This is a genomic window from Bradyrhizobium sp. NBAIM01 (genome assembly GCF_020194115.1).
GTDB lineage: Bacteria > Pseudomonadota > Alphaproteobacteria > Rhizobiales > Xanthobacteraceae > Bradyrhizobium > Bradyrhizobium yuanmingense.
The window spans coordinates 152,327-173,782 of sequence record NZ_JADYVU010000005.1; the positions used below are offsets into that span (position 1 = coordinate 152,327).

A 21,456-nucleotide genomic window follows, 5' to 3' on the forward strand; every position below is an offset into this window, starting at 1 on the left:
TGCCTCACTCATGCGCCTCCTGCCAATGCGGATAGGTGACATAGGCGGTGACGGCGCCTTGCTCGTGCGAGCGGATCGTGACCGTCTCGCCCTTCGGCATATGGACGATCTCGCCGGGCCCCGCGGTCACGGTGCTGCCGTCGCTCGTGACCGACAGCTTCCCTTCGAGGACGATCATGACATCGTCGACCTTCATCGTCTCCTTGAGATTTTGGTTCGGCGCGTAGCGGCCGAAGCCGATCGTGATAGGTCCGCCCTGGCGCTGGTCGACCATGTTGGCGACGAAAATATCGCCGTCCTGTCCCGGTGAGCGCTCGAGCGAGGCGTCGGCGATGGCGAATTTGCGAACTTTCATGAGGTCATTCCGTCTTGTGGGGCTGGGGGAGGGCACCGATAGACTCCGTGGCCGTTGTTTGGTTCCGCCTCGCGGGCGGTTTGACGCAGCGGAACGTCGCGCAATATAAGTATTGACTTATATTAGTGGCGATCGATATTTGTTCGGCGGATGAACCACAGGGAGAACCGAAAATGCAGATCGACGTCGCCAGGGTCTTGGGGCTTGTGACGCGCTCGGTGAGGAGCTTGGAGAGAGACGGCAAGCCGGCTAGCGCGGTGACGCTAACGCGGCTCTACGACACCAGCGTCGACGATCTCTGGGACGCCGTGACCAGCAGGGAGCGGATCCCGCGCTGGTTTGCGCCGGTCGAGGGCGACCTCCGGCTCGGCGGACGCTACCAGGTCAAGGGCAATGCCGGCGGCACCATCACGTCCTGCACGCCGCCCACCCATTTCGCCGCGACCTGGGAATTCGGCGGCGCCACGAGCTGGATCGACGTCAGCCTGAAAGCCGAGCGGAGCCAGGCGCGCCTGACGCTTGAGCACACCGCGATCATCGAGGATCATTGGAATCAGTTCGGTCCGGGTGCGGTCGGTATCGGTTGGGACCTCGCGCTTGCGGGACTTGAGCGATATCTTGCGACCGGGGCATCGGTCGATCATGAAACGGCGGAGGCGTGGATGGTCTCGCCCGAGGGCAAGGACTTCATGACGACGAGCGGCGAATATTGGCGTGCGGCGCATGTCGCAAGCGGGGTCGATCCTGACGAGGCGAAGCAGCGCTCGGACCGCACCATCGCATTCTATCGCGGCGAGATGCCGCCCGACATCGTTCATCCCGGCACCGGAAGCTGATGCACGCCTTCGAGGTCCTCGCCGATCCCGTGCGCCGCCGCATCCTCGAGCTGCTCGGCCTCAAGGAGATGGCGTCCGGCGAGGTCGTCGAAGTCATCGGGGCCGAGTTCGGCATCACCCAGGCGGCCGTCTCGCAGCACCTCAAGGTGCTGCGCGAGAGCGGCTTTGCGAGCGTCCGGGCGGAGGCGCAAAGGCGCCTCTATTCGGTCGACGCCGCCGGGCTGCAAGCGGTCGATGCCTGGGTCGGCCAGTTCAGGATTTTCTGGGAGCCGAAGCTGGACGCGCTCGCCACCGAGATCGCGCGCGGCAAGCGCGAGCGTCGCAAGGCGCCGATCATCAAGCGGGGTGGGAAGAGGGCGTAATCGGGCTCCGTAGCCTGGATGGAGCGCAGCGTAATCCGGGGTGTCCCACACAGGCAGTAGCGTAGGGTGGATTAGCAGGCCGCCGCGAAGCGCAGCGGGCGGCGTAATCCACCATCTCTCTCATTTGTCGTACTCAGGTGGATTACGCTGCGCTAATCCACCCTACGAATTCCGCGACATCTTCTCGAACTTCTTCACCAGCCGCTCCCGCTTCAGCCGCGACAGCCGCTGAATCCAGAACATGCCGTCGAGCTGGTCGATCTCGTGCTGATGGCAGACAGCTCGCAGGGCTTCGGACTCCTCGGTGTGCATGTTGCCGTCGAGATCCCGATAGCTGATCCGCACCCGCGCGTGTCGCTGCACCTCGTCGTTGATCCCCGGCATCGAGACGCTGCCTTCGCGGTGCATGATCATCTCCGGCGAGACCCATGTGATCTCCGGATTGACGTAGGTCTGCGGGCCGTCCTTCGCATCGAGCTCCAGCACCACGACGCGCAAGGGCACGCCGATATGCGGCGCGGTGATGCCGATGCCGGGCGCGGCGCGCATTGTGTCGAGCAGATCCTGCGCGAGCTCGCGCAAGGAATGGTCGAACGCGGTGACGGGGCGGGCCGGCAGCGCGAGCCGGCGGTCGGGATAGCGCACGATCGGGCGGATGGTCATGCAGGGCTCCTACCACTCACTCACTCACGGATCATTGAAGCATCCTCGCTTGACCGCCTACCTACTGGAAGGTAGCTAAGCGCATGAGCACCGCTTCCTCGACCGCCGACGACATTCTTGGCTGCGCCCGCACGCTGATCATCGCGGGCGGCTACAACGGCTTCAGTTACGCCGACATCGCCGATGTCGTCGGCATCCGCAAGCCGAGCATCCACCACCACTTTGCCAGCAAGGTCGATCTGGTCCGCACCCTGGTGTCGCGCTATCGCGAGGAGGCCCAGGCAGGGCTGTCGGCGCTCGAGCGCAATGTCGCCGACCCCGCCGAGCAGCTCAAAAGCTACATCGCCTATTGGGAGGCGTGCATCAAGGATGCGACGGCTCCCTTCTGCGTCTGCGCGCTCCTTGCCAGTGAGCTTCCGATTCTGCCCGAGGAAGTGGCGCTCGAAGTCCGCGCGCATTTCCGCTCCGTGTCGTCGTGGCTGGCTTCGGTGATGGAGCGCGGCAAGCGGCAAGGCCGGCTCCATCTCTCCGGCACCGCGCGGGCCGAGGCGGAGGGATTCATGGCAACCGTTCACGGCGCGATGCTGTCGGCGCGGGCCTATGGCGATCCAAAAATCTTCGGGACAATCACCCGGCCGCTGCTGGAGCGGCTTTCCACCAGGCACTGACGAGATCGGCACAGGCCGGGCAGGGCGGTGCTTCGGCGTCGTACGTAAACTACCAACTAGTAGGTAAGGAGCAGAAAATGAGAACCAGCGAGATGGCTTTGGGCGCCGACCAGACGCAATGGCTGAAGCAGTACTACTTCATGCGTGCCGCGTTTTCCGTCGCTTGGGTCATTGCGGCCCTCGCGATCGCGCCGTCGTCGGCAGTGATCGCAGCGACGTTGCTCGTTGCCTATCCGGCCTGGGACGCTGCCGCCAATTATCTCGACGCGCTCTGGAGCGGTGGCTTGAACCAGAACCGCACGCAGGGCCTGAACGTGCTGGTCAGCCTCGCCACCACCATTGCGGTCATCCTGGCCTTGCAGGTCAGTATGAACTGGGTGCTCGGAATCTTCGGAGCCTGGGCGATCCTGTCCGGACTGCTCCAGCTCGGCACGGCCGTGCGGCGCTGGAAGCGTCTCGGCGCGCAATGGGCCATGGTGCTCAGCGGTGGCCAGTCGGCCCTGGCGGGCGGCTTCTTCATCTTCCAGGCCGCGACGCCTGCGGTGCCGTCGATTGCGAATGTCGCGGGCTATGCCGCCGTCGGCGCGATCTACTTCCTGGTCTCGGCGGTCTGGCTCACGGTCGGCGACTGGCGCCGTAGTGCGGCCCTGTGAGCCGCAATGTCACTTACAGATAGGGCGTGCCGTCCTTGTGCAGGAAGCGGCCGTCCGATGCCGGGCTCATCATGTCGATGTCGGAGCAGGTGATGAGGTCGGCTGGCGAGCGTGAGCCGATCTCGAGATAGACCGCCGTCACGCTCGACCTGTTGATCATGTGATGGCCGTTGCCGCTGGCCTTGGGGAAGGCGGCGCAATCGCCGGCGTGCAGCACGGTTTCGCCGCCATCCTCGATCAGCGTCACTTCGCCTTCGAGAATGTAGACGAACTCGTCCTCGTGCGAATGCCAGTGCCGCTGGCTCGACCAGGTGCCCGGCGGCAGGCGCATCAGGTTGACGCCGAAATCCGACAAGCCTCCGGCATCGCCGAGCCGCTTGCGAATGCGCTCGGCGCAAGGCGCATTGAAAGGCGCCGGATAGCCGGAGCCCTTGCGAGCCGGCACGGTGGCGACGTCGATCTTTGGCATGTAGGACTCCCTGCAATCCACCAACAGACCGGCGGCGCGAAGCATCATCACGATGAACATCGCGGACCAGATCAATATGTGTGGGATGCTGTCATTCTGCGGCTGTTTTGCCCGACGTGTCAAACCGATCTGTGATGATGTCGCGCGAGGACAGGGAGCCGCTGAGCTGTCGTTCCTGGTAGGTAAGTCATTGATCCCGCTAGCGCCGGCTACTGTGCATGGGGTTGTTTTTCGAGTTTTGCTGGCCGCTCACGAAAGCGTGCGGCAAAAATGACGTCGGCCTGTCGGCGGGCGCAGTTCCCGTTCGTCTTTCACGCGAGACAGACTTGACGGGAGACTGAAATGACTTCGTCCAACTATCGCTGGGTGATCGTCGCCGCCGGCGGCGTGCTTGGCTGCGTCGCGATCGGCGGCATGTTTTCGCTGCCGGTGTTCCTCCAGCCGATCACCAAGGACACCGGCTGGTCGGTGACCGGCATCTCCAGCGCGATGACGATCGGCTTTCTGGCCATGGCCTTCACCAGCATGGCTTGGGGCACGCTGTCCGACCGGTTCGGGCCGCTGCCGGTGGTGCTGACGGGATCAGTCGTGCTGGCGCTCAGCCTGTTTGCGGCGAGCTACGCCACCTCGCTTCTCGTGTTCCAGATCGTGTTCGGCCTGCTGGTCGGCGCCGCTTGCGCTGCGATCTTCGCGCCGATGATGGCGACCGTCACGGGCTGGTTCGACACCAATCGCGGCCTCGCCGTGTCGCTGGTCTCCGCCGGCATGGGCATGGCGCCGATGACGATGTCGCCGCTAGCGGCCTGGCTCGTCTCCGGCCACGACTGGCGCACCTCGATGCAGATCATAGCGCTCGTGGTCGGCGCCATCATGATCCCGGTCTCGTTCCTGGTGCGCCGTCCGCCGGCACTCGCGCAAGGTCCGGCCGCGCCCGCCGGCGAAACCGCCGGACAAAACGAGATGTCGATGGGCGAGGCGTTGCGCTCGCCGCAATTCCTGATCCTCCTCGCCACCAACTTCTTCTGCTGCGCGACGCATTCCGGCCCGATCATCCACACCGTCAGCTATGCCGTGAGTTGCGGCATCCCGCTTGTCGCAGCGGTGACGATCTACAGCATCGAGGGATTTGCCGGCCTCGGCGGGCGCATCGCCTTCGGCCTGATGGGCGACCGCTTCGGCGCCAAGCGCGTGCTGGTCTCGGGCCTGCTGCTGCAGGCCTTCGGCGCGCTCGCCTATGTCTTCGCGCAACAGCTCACGACGTTCTATGCGGTCGGCGCGATCTTCGGCTTCATCTATGCCGGCACCATGCCGCTCTATGCCGTTTTGATCCGCGAGAACTTCCCGCTCAAGATGATGGGCACGGTGATCGGCGGCACGGCGATGGCCGGCAGCCTCGGCATGGCGACCGGCCCGCTCGCCGGCGGCCTGATCTACGATGCCTTCTCTAGCTATGCCTGGCTCTACATCGCCTCCTGGGCGATGGGCTTAGGGGCCTTCCTGATGGCCATGACGTTCCGCCCCTTCGCAAAGCCGCAAGGCGAGGTGGCGCCGGCGGCAGCGTAAATTGAGATCGAGGCGCGGCGTCGCAGCTGCGCCTCGATCGCGGCCTTGTCGATCACCGACCAGACCTGCCGGATCTTGCCGTCGTGAAATTCGTAGAACACGTTTTCGCAGAAGGACACGCGCCGCCCGTCGACGGCAAGACCGAGGAATGTCCCGACTGGTGTGCAGTCGAACTTCAATCGGGCGGCGATGCGGGGAGCATCGGAGATCAGCATCTCGATCTGGAACTGCAGATCGGGGATCTCCCAAACATCCTGTTCCAGCATCGCGCGATAGCCCGCAAGCCCAAGGGGCCGCGCGTTGTGGGTGGCCTCCTCATGCACGAATTGTCCGAGTGCCGGCCAATCCCGCCGATTCAGGCAAGCGATGTAGGCGCGGTAGATGTCGGCGAGGTCGTCTCTCATCATATCGAAGCTCCCACGGCCTCGACCAACGCGCGAGGACCGCGAACCGGTCCAGCGTCAGAGGCGCTTTTCGAAGAAGAGGTCCGGATAGGGATCGTCGTTGAACCGCGGGATCTCGCGCCAGCCCGTGCTGCGATAGAGCTGACCGGCTTCGGGCAGTGCGCTGTTGGTGTCGAGCCGCAGCAGTGCGATGCCGAGCTCGCGCGCGGCGCTCTCGGCCGCATCCATCAGGCGGCGGCCGAGCCGCAGCCCGCGCGCGGCGGGCGCGACCCACAGCCGCTTGATCTCGGCGTAGCCGTGATCGGTGCCCTTCAAGCCGACGCAGCCGATCGGCAGCGTATCCGACATCGCAACGAGGAATGTGCCGCGCGGCCGGCGCATGTCCTTGGCGTCGGGGTCGCGTGACAGCGAGACCTCAAAGCCCTGGCTGAAGCGGCGGCCGAGCTCGGCATAGTACTCGCCGAGGCAGTAGCGCGCTTGCTCGCAGCGCGGATCCGTCTCCTCCAGCGCGACGCGCTCGCGCGTCAGCGCGGAGGCGATCAGGTCCATCGCCGCCAGCAACGCCTCGCGTTGCGAATGTTGCGCGAGGAGGCCTTCGGCCTGCGCGTTGGACAGCGCCTCGTAGGCTGCGAACTCGCGCCGGCCCGCCCGTGTGAGCGTTGCCATGCGTCGCCGCGCATCGTCCTCGCGTGCGGCGGTCTCGATCAGCCCTTCGTCCTCGAGGCTGCGGAGCAACCGGCTCATCAGCCCGGAATCGAGACCGAGATAGTCGCGGATCTCCGCCACGTCCGATCGCCCGTGCCCGATCGCATTGAGCACGCGCGCGGCACCCAGCGGCCGGCCGCGCCCGAGAAACGACGTATCGAGTGCTCCGACCGCAGAGGTGACGGCGCGGTTGAAGCGGCGAACGCGGGAGACGGGATTGAGCATGATATCTGACTTTAGTCAGATATCGCGGCTTGTCAATCGTGCGAGAGCTGATCGAGTTGCAGTTGCGCGCCTCTTTGTGAGTTGTTCCCGTGTCGGGAGCCGTTACCATGCGGCCGCCCGGGGAGTCTGAATTCACAACGAGCGGAGGCGGCATTGGGCGGGATGGAACGCAAAGCGAAGGGATCGGACCTGTTTGTCGCGGCGTTGGAGAATGAGGGTGTTGACCGCATCTTCGGCATCCCCGGCGAAGAGAATCTCGATCTGGTCGAATCGCTGCGTGCTTCGAGGATCGAGCTGATCCTGACCCGCCACGAGCAGGCCGCGGCCTTCATGGCCGCCACCCACGGGCGGCTGACCGGCAAGCCCGGCGTTTGTCTGTCGACGCTCGGCCCGGGTGCTCTCAACCTGTCGACGGGCGCCGCCTATGCGCATCTCGGTGCCATGCCGATGATCCTGATCACCGGTCAAAAGCCGATCATGAGCAGCCGGCAGGCCCGCTTTCAGATCGTGGACGTGGTGGCGACCATGAAGCCGCTCACGAAACTGTCGCGGCAGATCGTCAGCGCCTCCAGCATCCCGACCGTGGTGCGCGACGCCTTTCGCGTCGCGATGGAGGAGCGGCCCGGGCCGGTGCATCTCGAACTGCCCGAGGACGTTGCCGGGGACGAGGTGCCTGCGGTCCCCGTGATCCCGGTCCATCCGATCGAAATCCCGGTCGCCCATCGCGCCGCGCTCGACCGCGCCGCCGAGATGATCATGGCCGCCAGGCGCCCGCTGGTGATGATGGGCGCTGCGACCAGCCGGCCGCGGTCGACACACGGCATCGCAAGCTTCGTGCGGCGGACCGGCATTCCGTTCTTCACGACTCAGATGGGCAAGGGCACCGTGCCCGGCGGCACCAATCTCTACATGGGCACTGCCGCCTTATCCGAGCGCGACTATGTGCATGATGCCATTGACGCTGCCGACCTGATCGTTGCGATCGGTCACGACCCGATCGAGAAACCGCCCTTCATCATGGGGCCCTCGGGCCCGAAGGTCATTCACGTCAGCTACACGCCGGCGAGCGTCGAGCAGGTCTATTTCCCCGATGCCGAGGTCGTAGGGGACGTCGGCCCGAGCCTGGAGCTGCTGGCGGATCGACTCGAAGGCAAGCTGCCGCAGGCCGGGGCGCTGCTGCCGCTGCGCGAAGAGATACTGAAGCACATCGCCGACCGCGCCACCGAAGCGCGCTGGCCGCCGACGCCGCAGCGCATCGTGCACGACATCCGCCAGGTGATTCCGGAGAACGGCATCGTCGCCCTCGACAACGGCATGTACAAGATCTGGTTTGCGCGCAACTACCGCACCCGCGTCGCCAACACGCTGCTGCTCGACAATGCGCTGGCGACCATGGGCGCCGGCCTGCCGTCGGCGATGATGGCCGCGATGCTCTATCCCGACCGCCGCGTGCTTGCGGTTGCCGGCGACGGCGGCTTCATGATGAACAGCCAGGAGATGGAGACGGCGGTCCGCCTCAAGCTCAACCTGGTCGTGCTGGTGCTGGAGGACAAGGCCTACGGCATGATCCGCTGGAAGCAGGCCGTCGACCGCTTTGCCGATTACGGCATGACGTTTGGCAATCCGGATTTTGCACTATACGCCAAGGCTTATGGCGCCAAGGGTCATCGCATCGAAAGCATCGACAGCTTCGGCACGACGCTCGATGCCGCCTTCAGGGAGGGCGGCGTGCATCTGGTCGTGGTCCCGATCGATTATTCGGAGAACGTGCGGGTGCTGGTCGACGAGCTGCGGGCGCACGAGAAGGTGAAGGCGTGAATTTTGTGCGACGCTCTCACCGTTCGTCATTGCGAGGAGCCCTTGCGACGAAGCAATCCAGACTGTCACCGCGGAAAGATTCTGGATTGCTTCGCTGCGCTCGCAATGACGGAGCCTGTGGCGCACGTCTCGGTTCAACATGACAACCACACTTGTGTTGGGCGTGCCGATCGTCGAAACTCTCCACTACCCAACCAGCCACAGGAATAAAGCATGCCTCGCGTTCGTTGTGTCACCGAGATGGGCATGGGCGTCGACGTCCACGGCAGGGACGCCACCAAGGCGGCCAAGCGCGCGGTCTCCGATGCCATCAGGCATTCCAGCCTCGGCTTCTTCCGGATGATCGGCAAGACCGCGAACGACATGTTCGTGGACGTCACGATCGGCGTGCCGAATCCAGAAGCCGTCGACAAGGAAGCCGTCGCCAAGGAGCTGCCTTACGGCACCGTGACCGTCACCGCGGTCAAGGGCGGGCTGGAGATCCCCTCGGCCACGGAAGTGGCCAACGATCCCATCCTGATCGCCAATGCCGCCGTCATCGTCAGCTTCGACAAGGATTAGGCCGATGTCCGCGAGCGATGAGGCGCTGCTGGATCGCCCGATCTGGAGCGCGTTGACGACGAGCCAGAAGCATCTGGCCGAGGGCGGCCCGCGGGCTCTGCGCTATCCCGTGGACATGACGCCGTTTGCCGATATGGCGGACATGTCCGCGGCAAGTTTTGCGGCGCTCGGCGATCTCATGTCGGGCTCGCAAGTCGCGGTGCTGTTCACGCCCGAGCCGATCGAAGTTCCCGCCGGCTTCAAGGTGCTGCTCGCCGAGCCCGGCGAGCAGTTGATCGGCTCGCCCGCCGACACCTCGCCGCGCGATGCCGAGATCGTCCGCCTCGGCGCGACTGACGTTCCCGCCATGATGGCGCTGACCGAGCTGACCAAGCCCGGGCCGTTCGCGGCGCGGACGCACGAGCTCGGCACCTTCCTCGGCATCCGTGCCCGCGGCGAGCTGGTCGCGATGGCCGGCGAGCGGATGAAGCCCGGCAATTTCACCGAGATGACGGCGGTCTGCGTGCATCCCGATCATCGCGGTCGCGGTTACGCACAGGCGTTGCTCGCCGCCATCGCGCGCCAGCTCGAGGCGCGCGGCGAAATTCCGTTCCTGCACGTGTTCTCGAGCAATACGTCTGCCATTGCGCTGTACCAGCGGCAGGGCATGCGGATTCGGCGCCGCCTGCAGGTCACCGTGCTGATGAAGCAGGGATGAGCTGCACTGTGGGCTTCATATCCTGCGAAATCGCGCTATATCGATTCCAACCACAATTGGGGGGAGCACATGGACGCCAGAACGCCTGATTTTTCCGCCGTACGGACGGCGATGCAACGCTACGTCGATCAGGAGATCGTTCCCGGCGTATCCTGGGCCGTGCTGCGCGGCCGCGAGGTGGTCGATCAGCAATGCGTCGGCTTTGCCGACCGCGAGGCCAGCACTGCGCTGCGGCCCGACCACATCTTCCGCGCGTTTTCCAACACCAAGATCTTCGTCACCTGCGCGATCATGCTGCTGGTCGAGCAAGGCCGCATCGGCCTCGATGACGCAGTCGAAAAATTCCTGCCGCAGCTCGGCAACCGCAAGGTGCTGAAGCAGGGCGCTTCGAGCCTTGCCGATGTCGAGCCGGCGAAGAGTCCGATCACGATCCGCCAGCTGCTGACCCACACCTCCGGCCTCAGCTACGGCATCTTCGATCCCGGCACTGTGCTGTTCAAGGGGTACAACGAGGCGCGCGTGCTCAATCCGCTGACGCCGCTCAGCGACATGATCGACAAGCTCGCCGACCTGCCGCTGTCCTATCACCCTGGCACGGCCTGGGAATATTCGGTGGCGACCGACGTGCTCGGCCGTGTGGTCGAGGTCGTCTCGGGCCAACCGCTCGACGCCTTCCTGAAGGCGCGCATCTTCGATTCCCTCGGCATGATAGATACCGGCTTTTATGTCCCCGAGGCCCAGCAGGGCAGGCTGGTCGCGCTCTACAACGGCGCCGACGTGCTCGACCCCATGAAGCCCGGCCTCACGCGGGCCGACCATCTGCCTTACCCGCAAGCCTATCGGCGGCCGCTGCCGCGGCTCTCGGGCGGCGGCGGTCTGGTTTCGACCTTGCCGGACATGCTCACACTGCTGCGTGCGCTGCTGCCCGGGTCAGATGCGCTGCTGAAGCCGGAGACGCTGCGGCAGATGATGACGAACCAGCTGCCCGCAGGCCAGACCATCCGCTTCGCCAATCTCGGGCCGATTCCCGGCAAGGGCTTTGGCCTCGGCGGCGCCGTCACCTTCGCGCCGACGCCGTTCGACCCGCCGAATTCGATCGGCGAATTCCAATGGGGCGGCCTGGCCGGGACCCATTGGTGGATCTGTCCGGAAGCCAACACGGCGGGCGTCCTGATGGCCCAGCGCTACATGGGCTTCTGGAATCCGTTCTTCTTCGAGTTCAAGCGCCTGGCCTATCAGGCGGTCGGAGGCTGATCAAAAAAATCTTCGGTCAGCGCGAATCCTTCTTGGCCGTCGCGTCCTCTTGTTGGTCGAGGCAATCGGTCTCGGCCCATATCGGAGGATGTGATGGGATTCTATAGAAAGAACATCGGCGGACTGCATCAGGCGGTGCGGGTCGTTCTGGGTATTGCGGTGGCGGCTGCGGCGTTCGTCTATCTTGCCGGCGCGACGGTATGGCTGGTCGCGCTCGGTGGCGCCGGTTTCGCACTGACCGGTCTCGTCGGTTATTGCCCGATGTGCGCGATGGCGGGCATCGGCAGGGGAGGGGCGTCGTGAGCGCGGCGGCGATCTCGCCAAATCTGTTCGAGGCCGCGCGGCTCGGCGATGCCGCGGCGATCGCGCGTCTGCTCGAGACGACGCAGCCGGATATCCGTCGCTATGCGCGCGCGACCTGCCGCAGCTCGGCGGACGCCGAGGATGCGACGCAGGAGGCGATGTGGATCCTGTTCCGCCACGTCGGCACGATCCGTTCGCTGCTGGCGTTGTCGGCCTGGCTGTTCAGCGTGGTCCGGCGCGAATGCCTGCGGCTCGCGCGCCGGGCCGGCCTCGTGCCGGCTGTCGATGGCGGCGAGGCGGAGGCCGCGTTGCTGCTGCGCCCCGAGGCCGATCTGCGGCTCGACGTCGCCGCGGCGTTCGAGGCGCTGCCGCCGCACTATCGCGACGTCGCGCTGATGCGCGACGTCAAGGAGATGACGATCGATGAGATTGCCGCTGCGCTCGGCGCGACCAGGCAGACCGTGAAGGCGCGGTTGCATCGCGCCCGCGCGTTGATGCGCGAATATCTGACGAGATGAGTGAAGCACGGATGCAGGCGAGAGGCGTGGCCTCCCGCCTGCAAATTCGCGTCAGTCCTTCCACGGATCGAACTCGCCTTCGCCGGCCATGGCGACGGCGAACGGCCGCAGCGTGTGCAGCACCCGCACGGTGCCGGCGTGCTGGGCCAGCACGTCCGGCAGGCGGCGATAGGCCATCGGGCTCTCGTCGAGGTCGGCACCGATCAAGGTGACGCCGCGCTCGTTCAGCCAACGGTCCATCTCGTCGCGCGAGAAGCGCCGCTTCGCCTCCCGTCGTCCGAACAGGCGGCCGGCGCCGTGCACGGTCGAGTAGAGCGAGGCCTTGGCTTCCGGGCTGTCGACGCCTTCGAGGATGACGGCGTCGTCGCCCATCGAGCCGCCGACGAACCCCTTCTGGCCGGGAAACGCCGGTGTCGCGCCCTTGCGCACCACCCACAAATCCTTGCCGTCGTGGGTCTCACGCCAGGCATAATTGTGGTGGTTGTGCACGCTCTCGGTCACGCTGCCGCCGATGATCCGGCGGACGCGCTCGACCACCCACTCGCGGCCCGCATAGGCATAACGCCCTGCGAGCTGCATCGCCGCGATGTAGCGGCGGCCGAGCTCGCTGTCCTCGTCGACCACGGCGGGCGGGACGTTCATGCCGTCCTTGCCGCCGGCGGCCTTGAGGTAGCGCGTCGCGGAGGTGTGTCCGAGGCCGCGGCTTCCGAAGTGGACGCCGATCCAGACGAAGCCTTCCTCGTCGCGCATGAGGTCGACATAGTGGTTGCCCGATCCGACCGTGCCGAGCTGCTTCACCGCCTTCTGACGATAGTCCTCCATATCGCTTTCGCGCCAGGCGTCGCCGTCGTCGAACAGGTCGTGCTCGGCCCGTTCCGCGTTGGCGCGGCCGACGCCGAACGAGATCACCTTGGCGACGTCGCGGATGATCGTGGGAGCGATCCCCGCGATGTCGTCGAAGCGCGTGTCGAGCCGAGCCGCCATGTTGCCGCAGCCAATGTCGAAGCCGACGCCGGAGATGCTGATCTGCTTCTCATAGGCGATCACCCCGCCGACCGGCTGCGCATAGCCGAGATGGCCGTCGGCGCAGATCACGCCGGAGACGACATTGCCGATGGCCATGCAATTGCGCATCTGCGCGATCGTCGCCTCCTCATGCGGGCCGAACACCTTCAGCGGCGCATTCTGGAAGCGGGCGTCCTGCGTCCGGAACGCGGCAATCGAGCTCGCGGTCGCATTGGCCTCGCGGGCAAGATGCTCCTTGCGCGCTGCGTCCTTGTACAGGCACCAGGCCGGCTGGCCGCGGCCTTCGCCGACGCGCGAGTCGGGATCGACACCGGCGGCGAGGCAGAGCTCGCGGGCGCGTTCCATGTAGGGATCGGGTCGTCGCATGGTCGTAGATCCTTGTCATTCCGCGCGCACCATAACGGGGGCGGGCGGATCATTTCAGAGATTTCGTTGGCCCCGGGCGCATCTCGCGTCCGGGGCCATTGTTGTTGCGCATCAGGTCAACGCCGTCTCGGACGCCGCGATCCACGCGACCACGGCCTCGGAGAAGCCGTTGACGCGGGTCCAGGCGCCGTGACCGACGCCGTGCTGATACGAGGCCACGTTGACCATGGTGCCGCGCGCCCTCGGCTCGGGCACCTGGTCGTGGCTCTGCTCGTCGGTGAAGACGATGAGGCGATCGCCCTTGCAGTCGATCTCCGTCACCGCCTTGCCGAGATAGGTTCCGCCATGCGGCTGCGAGTTGATGATCGCATCCCGCAGCGCGAAACCGCGGCGGGGAGGGACCTTCACGACCTCGTTGGAGAAGGTGAAGATCTCGACCTCGTCGCAGATCTCGCGGGCGAGAATGGCAAGGCCACACGCCGCCTCCGCGCGCGTCATTTCCGACTGCGCGGAGAGCGTTGCGAACATCGAGCCGGACACGTCGATCAGGAGCCGGGTGCGGCCCGGAAGCCGCACATGGTCCTTGATCGACTTGAGCATCGCAGCCTCGAGCTCGGGCTCGAAGTCCGGCGCATAGCGCGCCGCCGTGATGAAGCGATAGGGCAGGATACGATCCGTCCGCATCGCCTCGATCGCGCCTGCGATGGTCTCGCGCGGGACCTGCGCATTCTGCATCAGGCGCAGATTGCGCAGTAGCGCCAGGCCGCCGAGCTTTCGCTCGGCGATCAGCCGCTCGAAGGTCTCGCGCTTGTTCTTGCCGGCCGAGAGCGAAACCTCCCAGGTGTCGGGGGAGGCGAGCTCGCCATCGACGAGCTGCTTCCACACCTTCGCCTGATCGGCGTCTTTCGGCTTGGCGTGCACCAGGAACAGAACGTCCCTGATCCGCACCGCGCCGTCGCGGTCCCACTTGGCGAGCTGATAGGCGTCGAACTTGGTCAGCGCGCGGGCAAGACCCTTCTTCACCTGTGCCGAGACCGGCTGGCGCTTGCGCTGCTGCATCGGCCCCAGCGCATCCGCCCAGTAGATCGCGAGCAGCTCCGTCATCTCGTCGGGACGCTGGATCACCTGGGCGAGCGTGTCGGCAACGAGGGTGCGGTGCTTCTCGCTGCGCGCCATCTCGCGGATGACGAGCAGCGGTGCGTGCCGCAGCTTCATCACCTCGCGCGCCTCGATCGCAAGCTGCGCGACGCGCGCGGGCGCGACCTTGGGCACGAGGGCATTGATGCGGTCGGCGATGGCGACGCCATCCTCGTAGAACTGGTCCTCCCACAGGAGGCAGTTCATCAGCGCGCGCTTCAGCTCCATCTCCGGGGTGAAGCGTACAGCGCGTGCGCCCTCCCGCGTGAAGGCGCGAACGATCTTGTTGACCCTGACCATGATGGCCTCCTCTTGGGTTGATGGGGATGGAAACGGTGCCGGGGAACAGGCGAGGCTGTACTGCCGTTGCGGGCAAGTCACATGCTCTACCGCTGAGCTACGGACTTTCGTCCGGAAGGAGTCGAACCTTCGACATTGCGATCCGAAGTAACAGCGCTCTTCACCACCGGCGGTGGCTAGGGGACACGATCCGGGAACGGGCGATTGCTGTACCCGACGAGCCGAAGCTCGCCGGAAAGCGCTCTATCCTCTGAGCTACCGGTGCATGGGACACCGGGCGGGATTCGAACCCGCGACCTCTCGCGTTGCAGGCGAAGTAACAGAAATCTTCACCACGGATCGTGATGGGGTTGGCGGGGAACGATCGATGCTGTTGCTGCCCTTGCGGGCGATCCGCCTTTCGGCGCGCAGGGTTCGAACCTGCTCGGCGCTTTCCCGCCTTTACCACGAAGTAACAGACATCTTCACCACCGCCAGGCCAGTGCTTTCGCATCGGCCATTGATGGGTACGCTGGGGAACGGGCGATATCGGCTTTCAGTGACAACAACACAGTCTCTGTCCCCAACGGACAGATCCTGCGCCGGGCCGCGTGCAAGCCTTTTCCGAGGCCGCATCCCGGTGCGTGTGTCAAAGGCGGGAGGCATACCCGCTGTGCCGTGTGGAGAAGTATCCGATATCTTCACCACCAGCGTCGGTTGAGCCGCGATCCCTCACGGCAAACCGAGTTACAAAAATTCGATCGCGGCGCTGTCGACGCGCCGCACATTGCGAACCCACTGGGTTCGCTCTGCCATCGGTGTCCGGCTCATCGCCTCGTTCCCTCCGGCAGGCCCCGCGCACTTGGGCACGCGCCTCTCCAGCGCGAGCCCCGAGATCCGGGTCTCTCGTTCCGGCCATTGCCGGGATGTTCGGTGGGGCCGCGCGGCGGGCAACAAAAAACCCTCCGGAGCGGCAGGCTCGGGAGGGTCCGTGAGAAGCGGACTGTCGATCTTGCGGTCAGGCAAGATCGCTCCCATGAGCCGGGCATGCGCAATCGAACAGCATTGGGCTATTCGGTATGCGGATAATTCTTTCGTAGCGGTACGACATCGCTCGGTTCATGGTGTCTGTCGCAAACGGAAGTGCTTGCGAGGGCGCGGGACATACGCCCGCAACTTGCGGATGTCAAGCGAGACGCGCGCGGAAACTGAAATTGACGGACGCATGACTTGCAAAAACTATCTGGGGCTCGACGGATTTCGCTTCGGCTGGGTCGCAGCGTGGATCGACGAGCGCGGCGATCAGGGCTTCGATTATTCGCCAAGCCTGATGCGTCTGCTCGCAATCCCGCACGCCCGCGCGATGATCGACATGCCGATCGGACTGAACGCGAGCGGCTACCGGGCCTGCGATTTGCGCGCACGCGAACTGATCGGCCCAGCCGTGTTTCTCGGCGCGCGCCGCGACCTCTGGGCGTTCCACGACATGGCAGCGGCCAATCGCCATTACTGGAAGCACGAAGGCGAGGGCAGGGGCGTGTCGGCGCAACTCTGGAATATCAGGGACAAGATGAAGGAGGTCGACGAGGCCATGACGCCGGCGCGGCAGGCGACGATCGGCGAAGCGCATCCCGAATTGATCTTCTGGAATCTGGCCGGGCGAGTGCGCCTCGAACCAAAGACCTTGCCTCGAGGCCGTGAGCAGCGAATCGCACTGCTGAGAGATCGCGGCTTCAGCAAGGTCAAGCGATGGTTGAAGCTTCGCCACGGCACCGGGATCGGTCGCGACGATCTCATCGACGCCTGTGCCTGCGCCGTCGCAGCGCGCGACAGCACGCAATCCGTTGGTGACGGCAGGATCGATACGCGCGGACTACGGATGGAGATCAACTTCTGAAGGCGATCAGCCCTCGACTTCGCCTTCGAGATGACCGCGGCTGTTGGGGCCTGGATATGAGCCGCCCTCGTCGCCCAGTCTCGCTGCTCGCGCTTGGTACTCGTCGGCCATCGCCCGCAACCGCTGCGCCGCTTTGCTGTGCGTAAGATCGTTCGCGACGCGGCGACAGCGTTCAGCGTGGTCGAGCAGAGCGCGTTTCTCGATGTTCATTGAGCGACAACGCGCGAGGGGGCCATTGGTCCCCTGCGCAAGCCGCCGGAACAGCACGAGCACTTCGCAGCAGGATCGGGAAAAAGTAGCAATATTTGGTTGCCGTCTGGAACGTGGCGCCTGAGCCGACGTTCTAAGCCAGAGGCTGTCGAGGGATATAGAATACCATGTACGACGTGTGCCAATTGGCGACCGCGATGCTCGCGGTTGCCTTTACGGCCCTGCTGCTGATCACGGGTCAACGGTTCATCGAGTCGAGGCTGCAGTATGAAGCAATGCCCCCGTTCGTGGCGATGGCGACACTGCCGCCCTAGCACAGCCGGAAGTGACTTGCGCGGTGCGGTACCTTGCCTAGATTGAGCACGCCTCAGTCCATGCACCCAGAGTCCCGATGTCCGATATGTCCTCCATTCCTGTCCCCAACTGGGACCGTCTGTCAGTCTTTCCGATCACCAGGCGCTGGCCACCCAAGCATCCGGAATTGCTTCAGCTCTATTCGCTGCCGACGCCGAACGGCGTCAAGGTTTCGATCATGCTGGAGGAGATCGAGCTTCCTTACGAAGCGCATCTCGTCGACTTCGGCAAGGACGACCAGAAGACGCCCGAATTCCTCTCGCTCAATCCCAACGGTAAGATTCCGGCGATCCTCGATCCCAACGGTCCCCGCGACAGGAAACCATTGGCGCTGTTCGAGTCCGGGGCGATCATGCAATATCTCGCGGAGAAGACCGGCAAGCTGCTGCCGCAGGATGCCGCGCGGCGTTATCAGACGCTGCAATGGCTGCACTTCCAGATGGGCGGCGTCGGGCCGATGTTCGGCCAGGTCGGCTTCTTTCACAAATTTGCCGGCAAGGACTACGGGGACAAGCGGCCGCTGGGACGCTACGTCGACGAGTCCAAGCGCCTGCTCGGCGTGATGGAGGCGCACCTCGCCGGCCGGCAATGGTTCATGGATGGCGACTACACCATCGCCGACATCTCCATGCTCGGCTGGGTGCGCAATCTCATCGGCTTCTACGGCGCCGGCGATCTCGTCGAATTCGCCCAGTTCAAGGCGGTCGGCGCCTGGCTCGAACGCGGCCTCGCGCGTCCCGCGGTGCAGCGCGGATTGAACATTCCGGCAAGGCCCTGACAAGGCCCTGAGGCTAGAACAGCCGTCCGCCGTTCGGCACCGGCTTGCTCGGCTGCACCAGCACGACCTTGCCGTCGGCATCGGGGAAGCCGAGCGTCAGCACCTCGGAGACGACCGGGCCGATCTGGCGCGGCGGGAAATTGACGACGGCCGCGACCTGTTGGCCCACGAGGGTTTCGAGCGGGTGGTTTTCGGTGATCTGGGCCGAGCTCTTGCGCACGCCGATGGCGGGGCCGAAATCGATCCACAGCCGCCAGGCCGGCTTGCGCGCTTCCGGAAACGGTTTGGCGTCGACGATGGTGCCGACACGGACGTCGACCGCGAGGAATGTGTCGAAGTCGATGGTCGGTGCGGCCGCCGCTGTGGGATCGTGGGTGACGTGCATGGGATGTCCGTTCGGTGGGGTGACGCGTCTCGCGACATTGTCGCGCGACGCGGAGTTTCGTACAACGCCACGCACATCACCGCTACGCCATGCGCGAGGACCGTCTTGCCCACCATCATCTACGGCATCAAGAACTGCGACACCATGAAGAAGGCCCGCGCTTGGCTCGATGGCCATGGCGTGGCTTACGCGTTTCACGACTACAAGGCGGCGGGTGTCGAGAAGGACAGGTTGAAGCAGTGGAGCGACAAGGTCGGTTGGGAGACCCTGCTCAATCGCGCCGGGACGACCTTCAAGAAGCTGCCCGACTCCGACAAGGAAGGCCTCACCGAGAAGAAGGCGTTGGCCTTGATGCTAGCGCAACCATCGATGATCAAGCGGCCGGTGCTCGAAATCGGCGGCAAGCTGTTGGTCGGCTTCAAGCCGGATATCTATGCCAAGGAGGTCGGCGGCAAGGCGCGCTGACGGCTAGTTCAGCTCAATGATCTCGTTGGAGATGGCGCGGCCCGGCTGGTCCGAGAACTCGACCGGATCGGCGGGTGCGATGCGGCCCGGGGCGCGATGAAACAGCTCGCGATCGATCACGGCCCGCAGCTTCGGGCGCGGCAGCGCGTCATTTCCGCGCATCAGATTCTTGATCTCGAAGCCGCCGTCCTCGCAGAAGGTCTTTACTGACGCGATGACGTGGCTGACCCTGCCGTCGGTCAGGAACGGCAGCAGCAGCCGCTCATACGCGACGATTCGGCCATAGGCGTCGTCGACGTCGGCAACGCTGTAGATCGGAAGGCCGCGCGCGACGCATTCATGATAGATCGGCATCACGTATGGTGCGAGCCGCGGCCCGACGTAATCATCGAGCGAAACGCCCTTGCCGGTATGCCCATAGGCGCGCGAGATGCGCGTGCCTTCGCTCTGGATGACCAGACGCGGCGTCGGCGTCGAAAGCTCCACCGTATAATAGATGAGATCCGAAAGCTCCTCCTCGAGCCGCGCGGGCTGATACTCCCAGATCGCGGGAGCGATCTGCTGGCGCGCATAAAGTCGCAGCCACGTGTTGAGGAGATCACGCTGGCGGATCGACTTGACGACGGAGGGAGCGGCGCTTGCAAAATCCAAGACAATATTCTCCGCGCGTGAAAACCCTGGGATGATCAGGCTTGCGGGAAAATTTTCGATGAAGGCTGGCGCGGGAGACGAAAGACCGTTAACGACGGCTTGATGGCCGGTGCCTTGCGAACCGGAAAGGCCGGGCAGGCACGACATCGACCTCTGCGACTAAGGGAGCATTTGTACCCCGGCCGGAGGCCTGACCTGCTCAGCTTTCCGCCTTGCCTAACCCCCGTCACCTCCGGCATATTCCGCGCCCGGAGGCGGCGCCCCGGTGGGCTGCAAGTCCTCCGGACAGCCGAAGCAACAAGGACAGCCACGCGCCGCGCGCGGGCAGGGGGAAAACTGTTTGGCCGATGAGTTCATTCTCGAAACGGAAGGCTTGACCAAGGAGTTCGCGGGCTTCTTCGCCGTCCGCGACGTTGCGCTCAAGGTTCGCCGTGGGAGCATTCATGCGTTGATCGGCCCGAACGGGGCCGGCAAGACGACCTGCTTCAATCTTCTGACCAAGTTCCTCAAGCCGTCGGCCGGGAAAATCCTGTACAAAGGGCAGGACATCACCGCGATGGCGCCGGCGGATGTGGCCCGCATGGGGCTGGTCCGTTCGTTCCAGATTTCGGCGGTGTTTCCCCATCTCACCGCGCTCGAGAACGTCCGTGTCGCGCTGCAGCGCCAGCATGGCTCTTCGTTCGATTTCTGGCGCTCCAAGTCGGTGCTCAACCGCTTCAACGACCGCGCGCGCGAGCTGTTGAACGATGTCGGCCTCAACGAGTTTGCCAACACGCCGGCGGTCGAGATGCCCTATGGGCGCAAGCGTGCACTTGAGATTGCGACCACGCTGGCGCTCGACCCGGAGATGATGCTGCTCGACGAGCCGATGGCCGGCATGGGCCACGAGGACATCGACAAGATCGCGGCGCTGATCAAGCGCATCTCCGCGAAATACACCATCCTGATGGTCGAGCATAACTTAAGCGTCGTGGCCAACCTCTCCGATATCATCACCGTGCTGACGCGCGGGCAGGTGCTCGCGCAAGGCCATTACTCCGAGCTCACCAAGGACGAGCGCGTCAAGGAAGCTTACCTGGGAGCCGGTCATGCCTGATACAGCGATCGCCGAGGCTCCGGCCAGGGCTGCGACCGGCGGGAACATCCTGCAAGTCCGCAACTTGGAAGCCTGGTACGGCGAGTCTCACATCCTGCACGGGATCAACTTCGACGTGAACGCGGGCGAGGTCGTCACCCTGCTCGGGCGCAACGGCGCCGGCAAGACGACGACGCTGAAGTCGATCATGGGCATCATCGGCAAGCGCACCGGCTCGGTGAAGTTCAACAACCAGGAGATCATCCGCGCGACCTCCGACAAGATCGCGCGCATGGGCGTCGCCTTCTGTCCGGAAGAGCGGGGCATATTCTCCAGCCTCGACGTCCGCGAGAATTTGATGCTGCCGCCGGTTGTCCGCGAAGGCGGTTTGCCGCTCGACCAGATCTTCGAGCTGTTCCCGAACCTGAAGGAGCGGCTGAACAGCCAGGGCACCAAGCTGTCGGGCGGCGAGCAGCAGATGCTGGCGATCGCGCGCATCCTACGCACCGGCGCGAGCTTTCTGATGCTGGACGAGCCGACCGAGGGTCTTGCACCCGTCATCATCCAGCAGATCGGCCATACCATTGCGCGGCTCAAGAAGGAGGGCTTCACGATCCTCCTGGTCGAGCAGAACTTCCGCTTCGCTTCCACCGTCGCCGACCGCTATTACGTAGTCGAGCACGGCAAGATCATTGACGGGTTTTCCAATTCGGAGCTTGCCGCCAACATGGACAAGCTCCACACCTATCTCGGTGTGTAGCCGAGCAGGCCGGACGATC

26 protein-coding genes, 1 tRNA gene and 1 pseudogene are annotated in these 21,456 nt (G+C 64.8%); 17 read left to right on the forward strand and 11 right to left on the reverse strand.

The genetic code is table 11. The annotated features are described in order from the left end of the window. Positions 1-4: 4 nt before the first annotated feature. On the reverse strand, positions 5-355 hold the full coding sequence (locus I6F31_RS18450) for a cupin domain-containing protein (RefSeq protein ID WP_036000964.1): 351 nt from the start codon (positions 353-355) through the stop codon (positions 5-7). A gap of 173 nt (positions 356-528) precedes the next feature. On the opposite strand from I6F31_RS18450, the gene I6F31_RS18455 reads away from it, so the two are divergent. Both I6F31_RS18455 and I6F31_RS18460 read left to right on the forward strand, forming a co-directional pair. Continuing rightward, positions 529-1,191: an SRPBCC family protein gene (locus I6F31_RS18455; protein ID WP_036000961.1), complete on the forward strand. Its 663-nt coding sequence runs from the start codon at positions 529-531 to the stop codon at positions 1,189-1,191. Next, on the forward strand, positions 1,191-1,553 hold the full coding sequence (locus tag I6F31_RS18460) for a metalloregulator ArsR/SmtB family transcription factor (RefSeq protein WP_036000960.1): 363 nt from the start codon (positions 1,191-1,193) through the stop codon (positions 1,551-1,553). Before I6F31_RS18455 ends, I6F31_RS18460 begins: the two co-directional genes overlap by 1 nt. A gap of 162 nt (positions 1,554-1,715) precedes the next feature. On the opposite strand, the gene I6F31_RS18465 is transcribed toward I6F31_RS18460, so the two are convergent. Further along, a complete protein-coding gene (locus I6F31_RS18465; RefSeq protein ID WP_225185906.1) occupies positions 1,716-2,216 on the reverse strand; it encodes a peptide deformylase in 501 nt (166 codons plus the stop codon). A gap of 83 nt (positions 2,217-2,299) precedes the next feature. Here I6F31_RS18465 and I6F31_RS18470 point away from each other — a divergent pair, with 83 nt between their 5' ends. Together I6F31_RS18470 and I6F31_RS18475 are read left to right on the forward strand one after the other, a co-directional pair. Next, positions 2,300-2,884, forward strand: coding sequence for a TetR/AcrR family transcriptional regulator (locus I6F31_RS18470; protein WP_036000944.1), 585 nt, complete (start codon positions 2,300-2,302; stop codon positions 2,882-2,884). Positions 2,885-2,961: 77 nt separating this feature from the next. After that, positions 2,962-3,537, forward strand: coding sequence for a DUF308 domain-containing protein (locus I6F31_RS18475; protein WP_036000941.1), 576 nt, complete (start codon positions 2,962-2,964; stop codon positions 3,535-3,537). 13 nt (positions 3,538-3,550) lie between these two features. Here the strand turns inward: I6F31_RS18475 and I6F31_RS18480 are convergent, their stop codons facing one another. Further along, the gene (locus tag I6F31_RS18480; protein WP_036000949.1) at positions 3,551-4,006 is read right to left on the reverse strand and encodes a cupin domain-containing protein; all 456 of its coding nucleotides are present in this window, start codon (positions 4,004-4,006) and stop codon (positions 3,551-3,553) included. 342 nt (positions 4,007-4,348) lie between these two features. On the opposite strand from I6F31_RS18480, the gene I6F31_RS18485 reads away from it, so the two are divergent. Then, positions 4,349-5,569 (forward strand): MFS transporter, encoded by a 1,221-nt coding sequence (locus I6F31_RS18485; RefSeq protein ID WP_036000938.1) that lies wholly within the window; start codon positions 4,349-4,351, stop codon positions 5,567-5,569. 23 nt (positions 5,570-5,592) lie between these two features. Here the strand turns inward: I6F31_RS18485 and I6F31_RS18490 are convergent. Then, positions 5,593-5,976, reverse strand: a pseudogene (locus tag I6F31_RS18490) (ester cyclase); the annotation flags it as partial. A gap of 54 nt (positions 5,977-6,030) precedes the next feature. Continuing rightward, positions 6,031-6,903, reverse strand: a complete 873-nt coding sequence (locus I6F31_RS18495) for a bifunctional helix-turn-helix transcriptional regulator/GNAT family N-acetyltransferase (protein WP_225185907.1) — start codon at positions 6,901-6,903, stop codon at positions 6,031-6,033. Positions 6,904-7,065: 162 nt separating this feature from the next. Here I6F31_RS18495 and I6F31_RS18500 point away from each other — a divergent pair, with 162 nt between their 5' ends. From I6F31_RS18500 to I6F31_RS18525, 6 genes are all read left to right on the forward strand, one after another. Further along, positions 7,066-8,721: an acetolactate synthase large subunit gene (locus I6F31_RS18500; protein ID WP_225185908.1), complete on the forward strand. Its 1,656-nt coding sequence runs from the start codon at positions 7,066-7,068 to the stop codon at positions 8,719-8,721. A gap of 213 nt (positions 8,722-8,934) precedes the next feature. Continuing rightward, a complete protein-coding gene (locus I6F31_RS18505; RefSeq protein ID WP_036000921.1) occupies positions 8,935-9,282 on the forward strand; it encodes a Lin0512 family protein in 348 nt (115 codons plus the stop codon). Positions 9,283-9,286: 4 nt separating this feature from the next. Then, positions 9,287-9,979 (forward strand): GNAT family N-acetyltransferase, encoded by a 693-nt coding sequence (locus I6F31_RS18510; protein WP_225185909.1) that lies wholly within the window; start codon positions 9,287-9,289, stop codon positions 9,977-9,979. Positions 9,980-10,048: 69 nt separating this feature from the next. Beyond that, complete coding sequence (locus I6F31_RS18515; RefSeq protein ID WP_225185910.1) at positions 10,049-11,233, forward strand: serine hydrolase domain-containing protein; 1,185 nt, start codon at positions 10,049-10,051, stop codon at positions 11,231-11,233. Positions 11,234-11,326: 93 nt separating this feature from the next. Continuing rightward, positions 11,327-11,536, forward strand: a complete 210-nt coding sequence (locus I6F31_RS18520; protein WP_225185911.1) for a DUF2892 domain-containing protein — start codon at positions 11,327-11,329, stop codon at positions 11,534-11,536. Further along, a complete protein-coding gene (locus I6F31_RS18525; RefSeq protein ID WP_225185912.1) occupies positions 11,533-12,054 on the forward strand; it encodes a sigma-70 family RNA polymerase sigma factor in 522 nt (173 codons plus the stop codon). The genes I6F31_RS18520 and I6F31_RS18525 overlap by 4 nt, the downstream gene beginning before the upstream one ends. A gap of 51 nt (positions 12,055-12,105) precedes the next feature. On the opposite strand, the gene I6F31_RS18530 is transcribed toward I6F31_RS18525, so the two are convergent. From I6F31_RS18530 to I6F31_RS18540, 3 genes are all read right to left on the reverse strand, one after another. After that, positions 12,106-13,446, reverse strand: coding sequence for an RtcB family protein (locus I6F31_RS18530; protein ID WP_225185913.1), 1,341 nt, complete (start codon positions 13,444-13,446; stop codon positions 12,106-12,108). A gap of 111 nt (positions 13,447-13,557) precedes the next feature. Next, a complete protein-coding gene (locus tag I6F31_RS18535) occupies positions 13,558-14,883 on the reverse strand; it encodes a TROVE domain-containing protein (RefSeq protein WP_225185914.1) in 1,326 nt (441 codons plus the stop codon). A 106-nt stretch (positions 14,884-14,989) separates the two neighbouring features. Next, positions 14,990-15,145, reverse strand: a tRNA-Arg gene (locus tag I6F31_RS18540). Between the two features lie 942 nt (positions 15,146-16,087). Between I6F31_RS18540 and I6F31_RS18545 the strand changes: the two genes are divergently transcribed. After that, the gene (locus I6F31_RS18545; protein WP_225186011.1) at positions 16,088-16,759 is read left to right on the forward strand and encodes a DUF429 domain-containing protein; all 672 of its coding nucleotides are present in this window, start codon (positions 16,088-16,090) and stop codon (positions 16,757-16,759) included. A gap of 6 nt (positions 16,760-16,765) precedes the next feature. Here I6F31_RS18545 and I6F31_RS18550 read toward each other — a convergent pair whose 3' ends face one another. Further along, the gene (locus I6F31_RS18550; RefSeq protein ID WP_036022634.1) at positions 16,766-16,969 is read right to left on the reverse strand and encodes a hypothetical protein; all 204 of its coding nucleotides are present in this window, start codon (positions 16,967-16,969) and stop codon (positions 16,766-16,768) included. Positions 16,970-17,136: 167 nt separating this feature from the next. Here I6F31_RS18550 and I6F31_RS18555 point away from each other — a divergent pair, with 167 nt between their 5' ends. Together I6F31_RS18555 and I6F31_RS18560 are read left to right on the forward strand one after the other, a co-directional pair. Further along, positions 17,137-17,283, forward strand: a complete 147-nt coding sequence (locus I6F31_RS18555) for a hypothetical protein (protein ID WP_192893234.1) — start codon at positions 17,137-17,139, stop codon at positions 17,281-17,283. An 86-nt stretch (positions 17,284-17,369) separates the two neighbouring features. Next, the gene (locus tag I6F31_RS18560; protein ID WP_225185915.1) at positions 17,370-18,101 is read left to right on the forward strand and encodes a glutathione S-transferase N-terminal domain-containing protein; all 732 of its coding nucleotides are present in this window, start codon (positions 17,370-17,372) and stop codon (positions 18,099-18,101) included. A 13-nt stretch (positions 18,102-18,114) separates the two neighbouring features. Here I6F31_RS18560 and I6F31_RS18565 read toward each other — a convergent pair whose 3' ends face one another. Then, positions 18,115-18,486, reverse strand: coding sequence for a tRNA-binding protein (locus I6F31_RS18565; RefSeq protein WP_225185916.1), 372 nt, complete (start codon positions 18,484-18,486; stop codon positions 18,115-18,117). A gap of 105 nt (positions 18,487-18,591) precedes the next feature. On the opposite strand from I6F31_RS18565, the gene I6F31_RS18570 reads away from it, so the two are divergent. Beyond that, complete coding sequence (locus I6F31_RS18570; RefSeq protein ID WP_036000881.1) at positions 18,592-18,951, forward strand: ArsC family reductase; 360 nt, start codon at positions 18,592-18,594, stop codon at positions 18,949-18,951. A gap of 3 nt (positions 18,952-18,954) precedes the next feature. On the opposite strand, the gene I6F31_RS18575 is transcribed toward I6F31_RS18570, so the two are convergent. Beyond that, entirely contained in the window at positions 18,955-19,602 is a 648-nt protein-coding gene (locus tag I6F31_RS18575) for a hypothetical protein (protein WP_167361655.1), read from the reverse strand. 340 nt (positions 19,603-19,942) lie between these two features. Between I6F31_RS18575 and I6F31_RS18580 the strand changes: the two genes are divergently transcribed. Both I6F31_RS18580 and I6F31_RS18585 read left to right on the forward strand, forming a co-directional pair. Then, positions 19,943-20,698, forward strand: coding sequence for an ABC transporter ATP-binding protein (locus I6F31_RS18580; RefSeq protein WP_018317619.1), 756 nt, complete (start codon positions 19,943-19,945; stop codon positions 20,696-20,698). Then, positions 20,691-21,437, forward strand: coding sequence for an ABC transporter ATP-binding protein (locus I6F31_RS18585; RefSeq protein WP_036022650.1), 747 nt, complete (start codon positions 20,691-20,693; stop codon positions 21,435-21,437). Before I6F31_RS18580 ends, I6F31_RS18585 begins: the two co-directional genes overlap by 8 nt. The last annotated feature ends 19 nt before the right edge of the window (positions 21,438-21,456 follow it).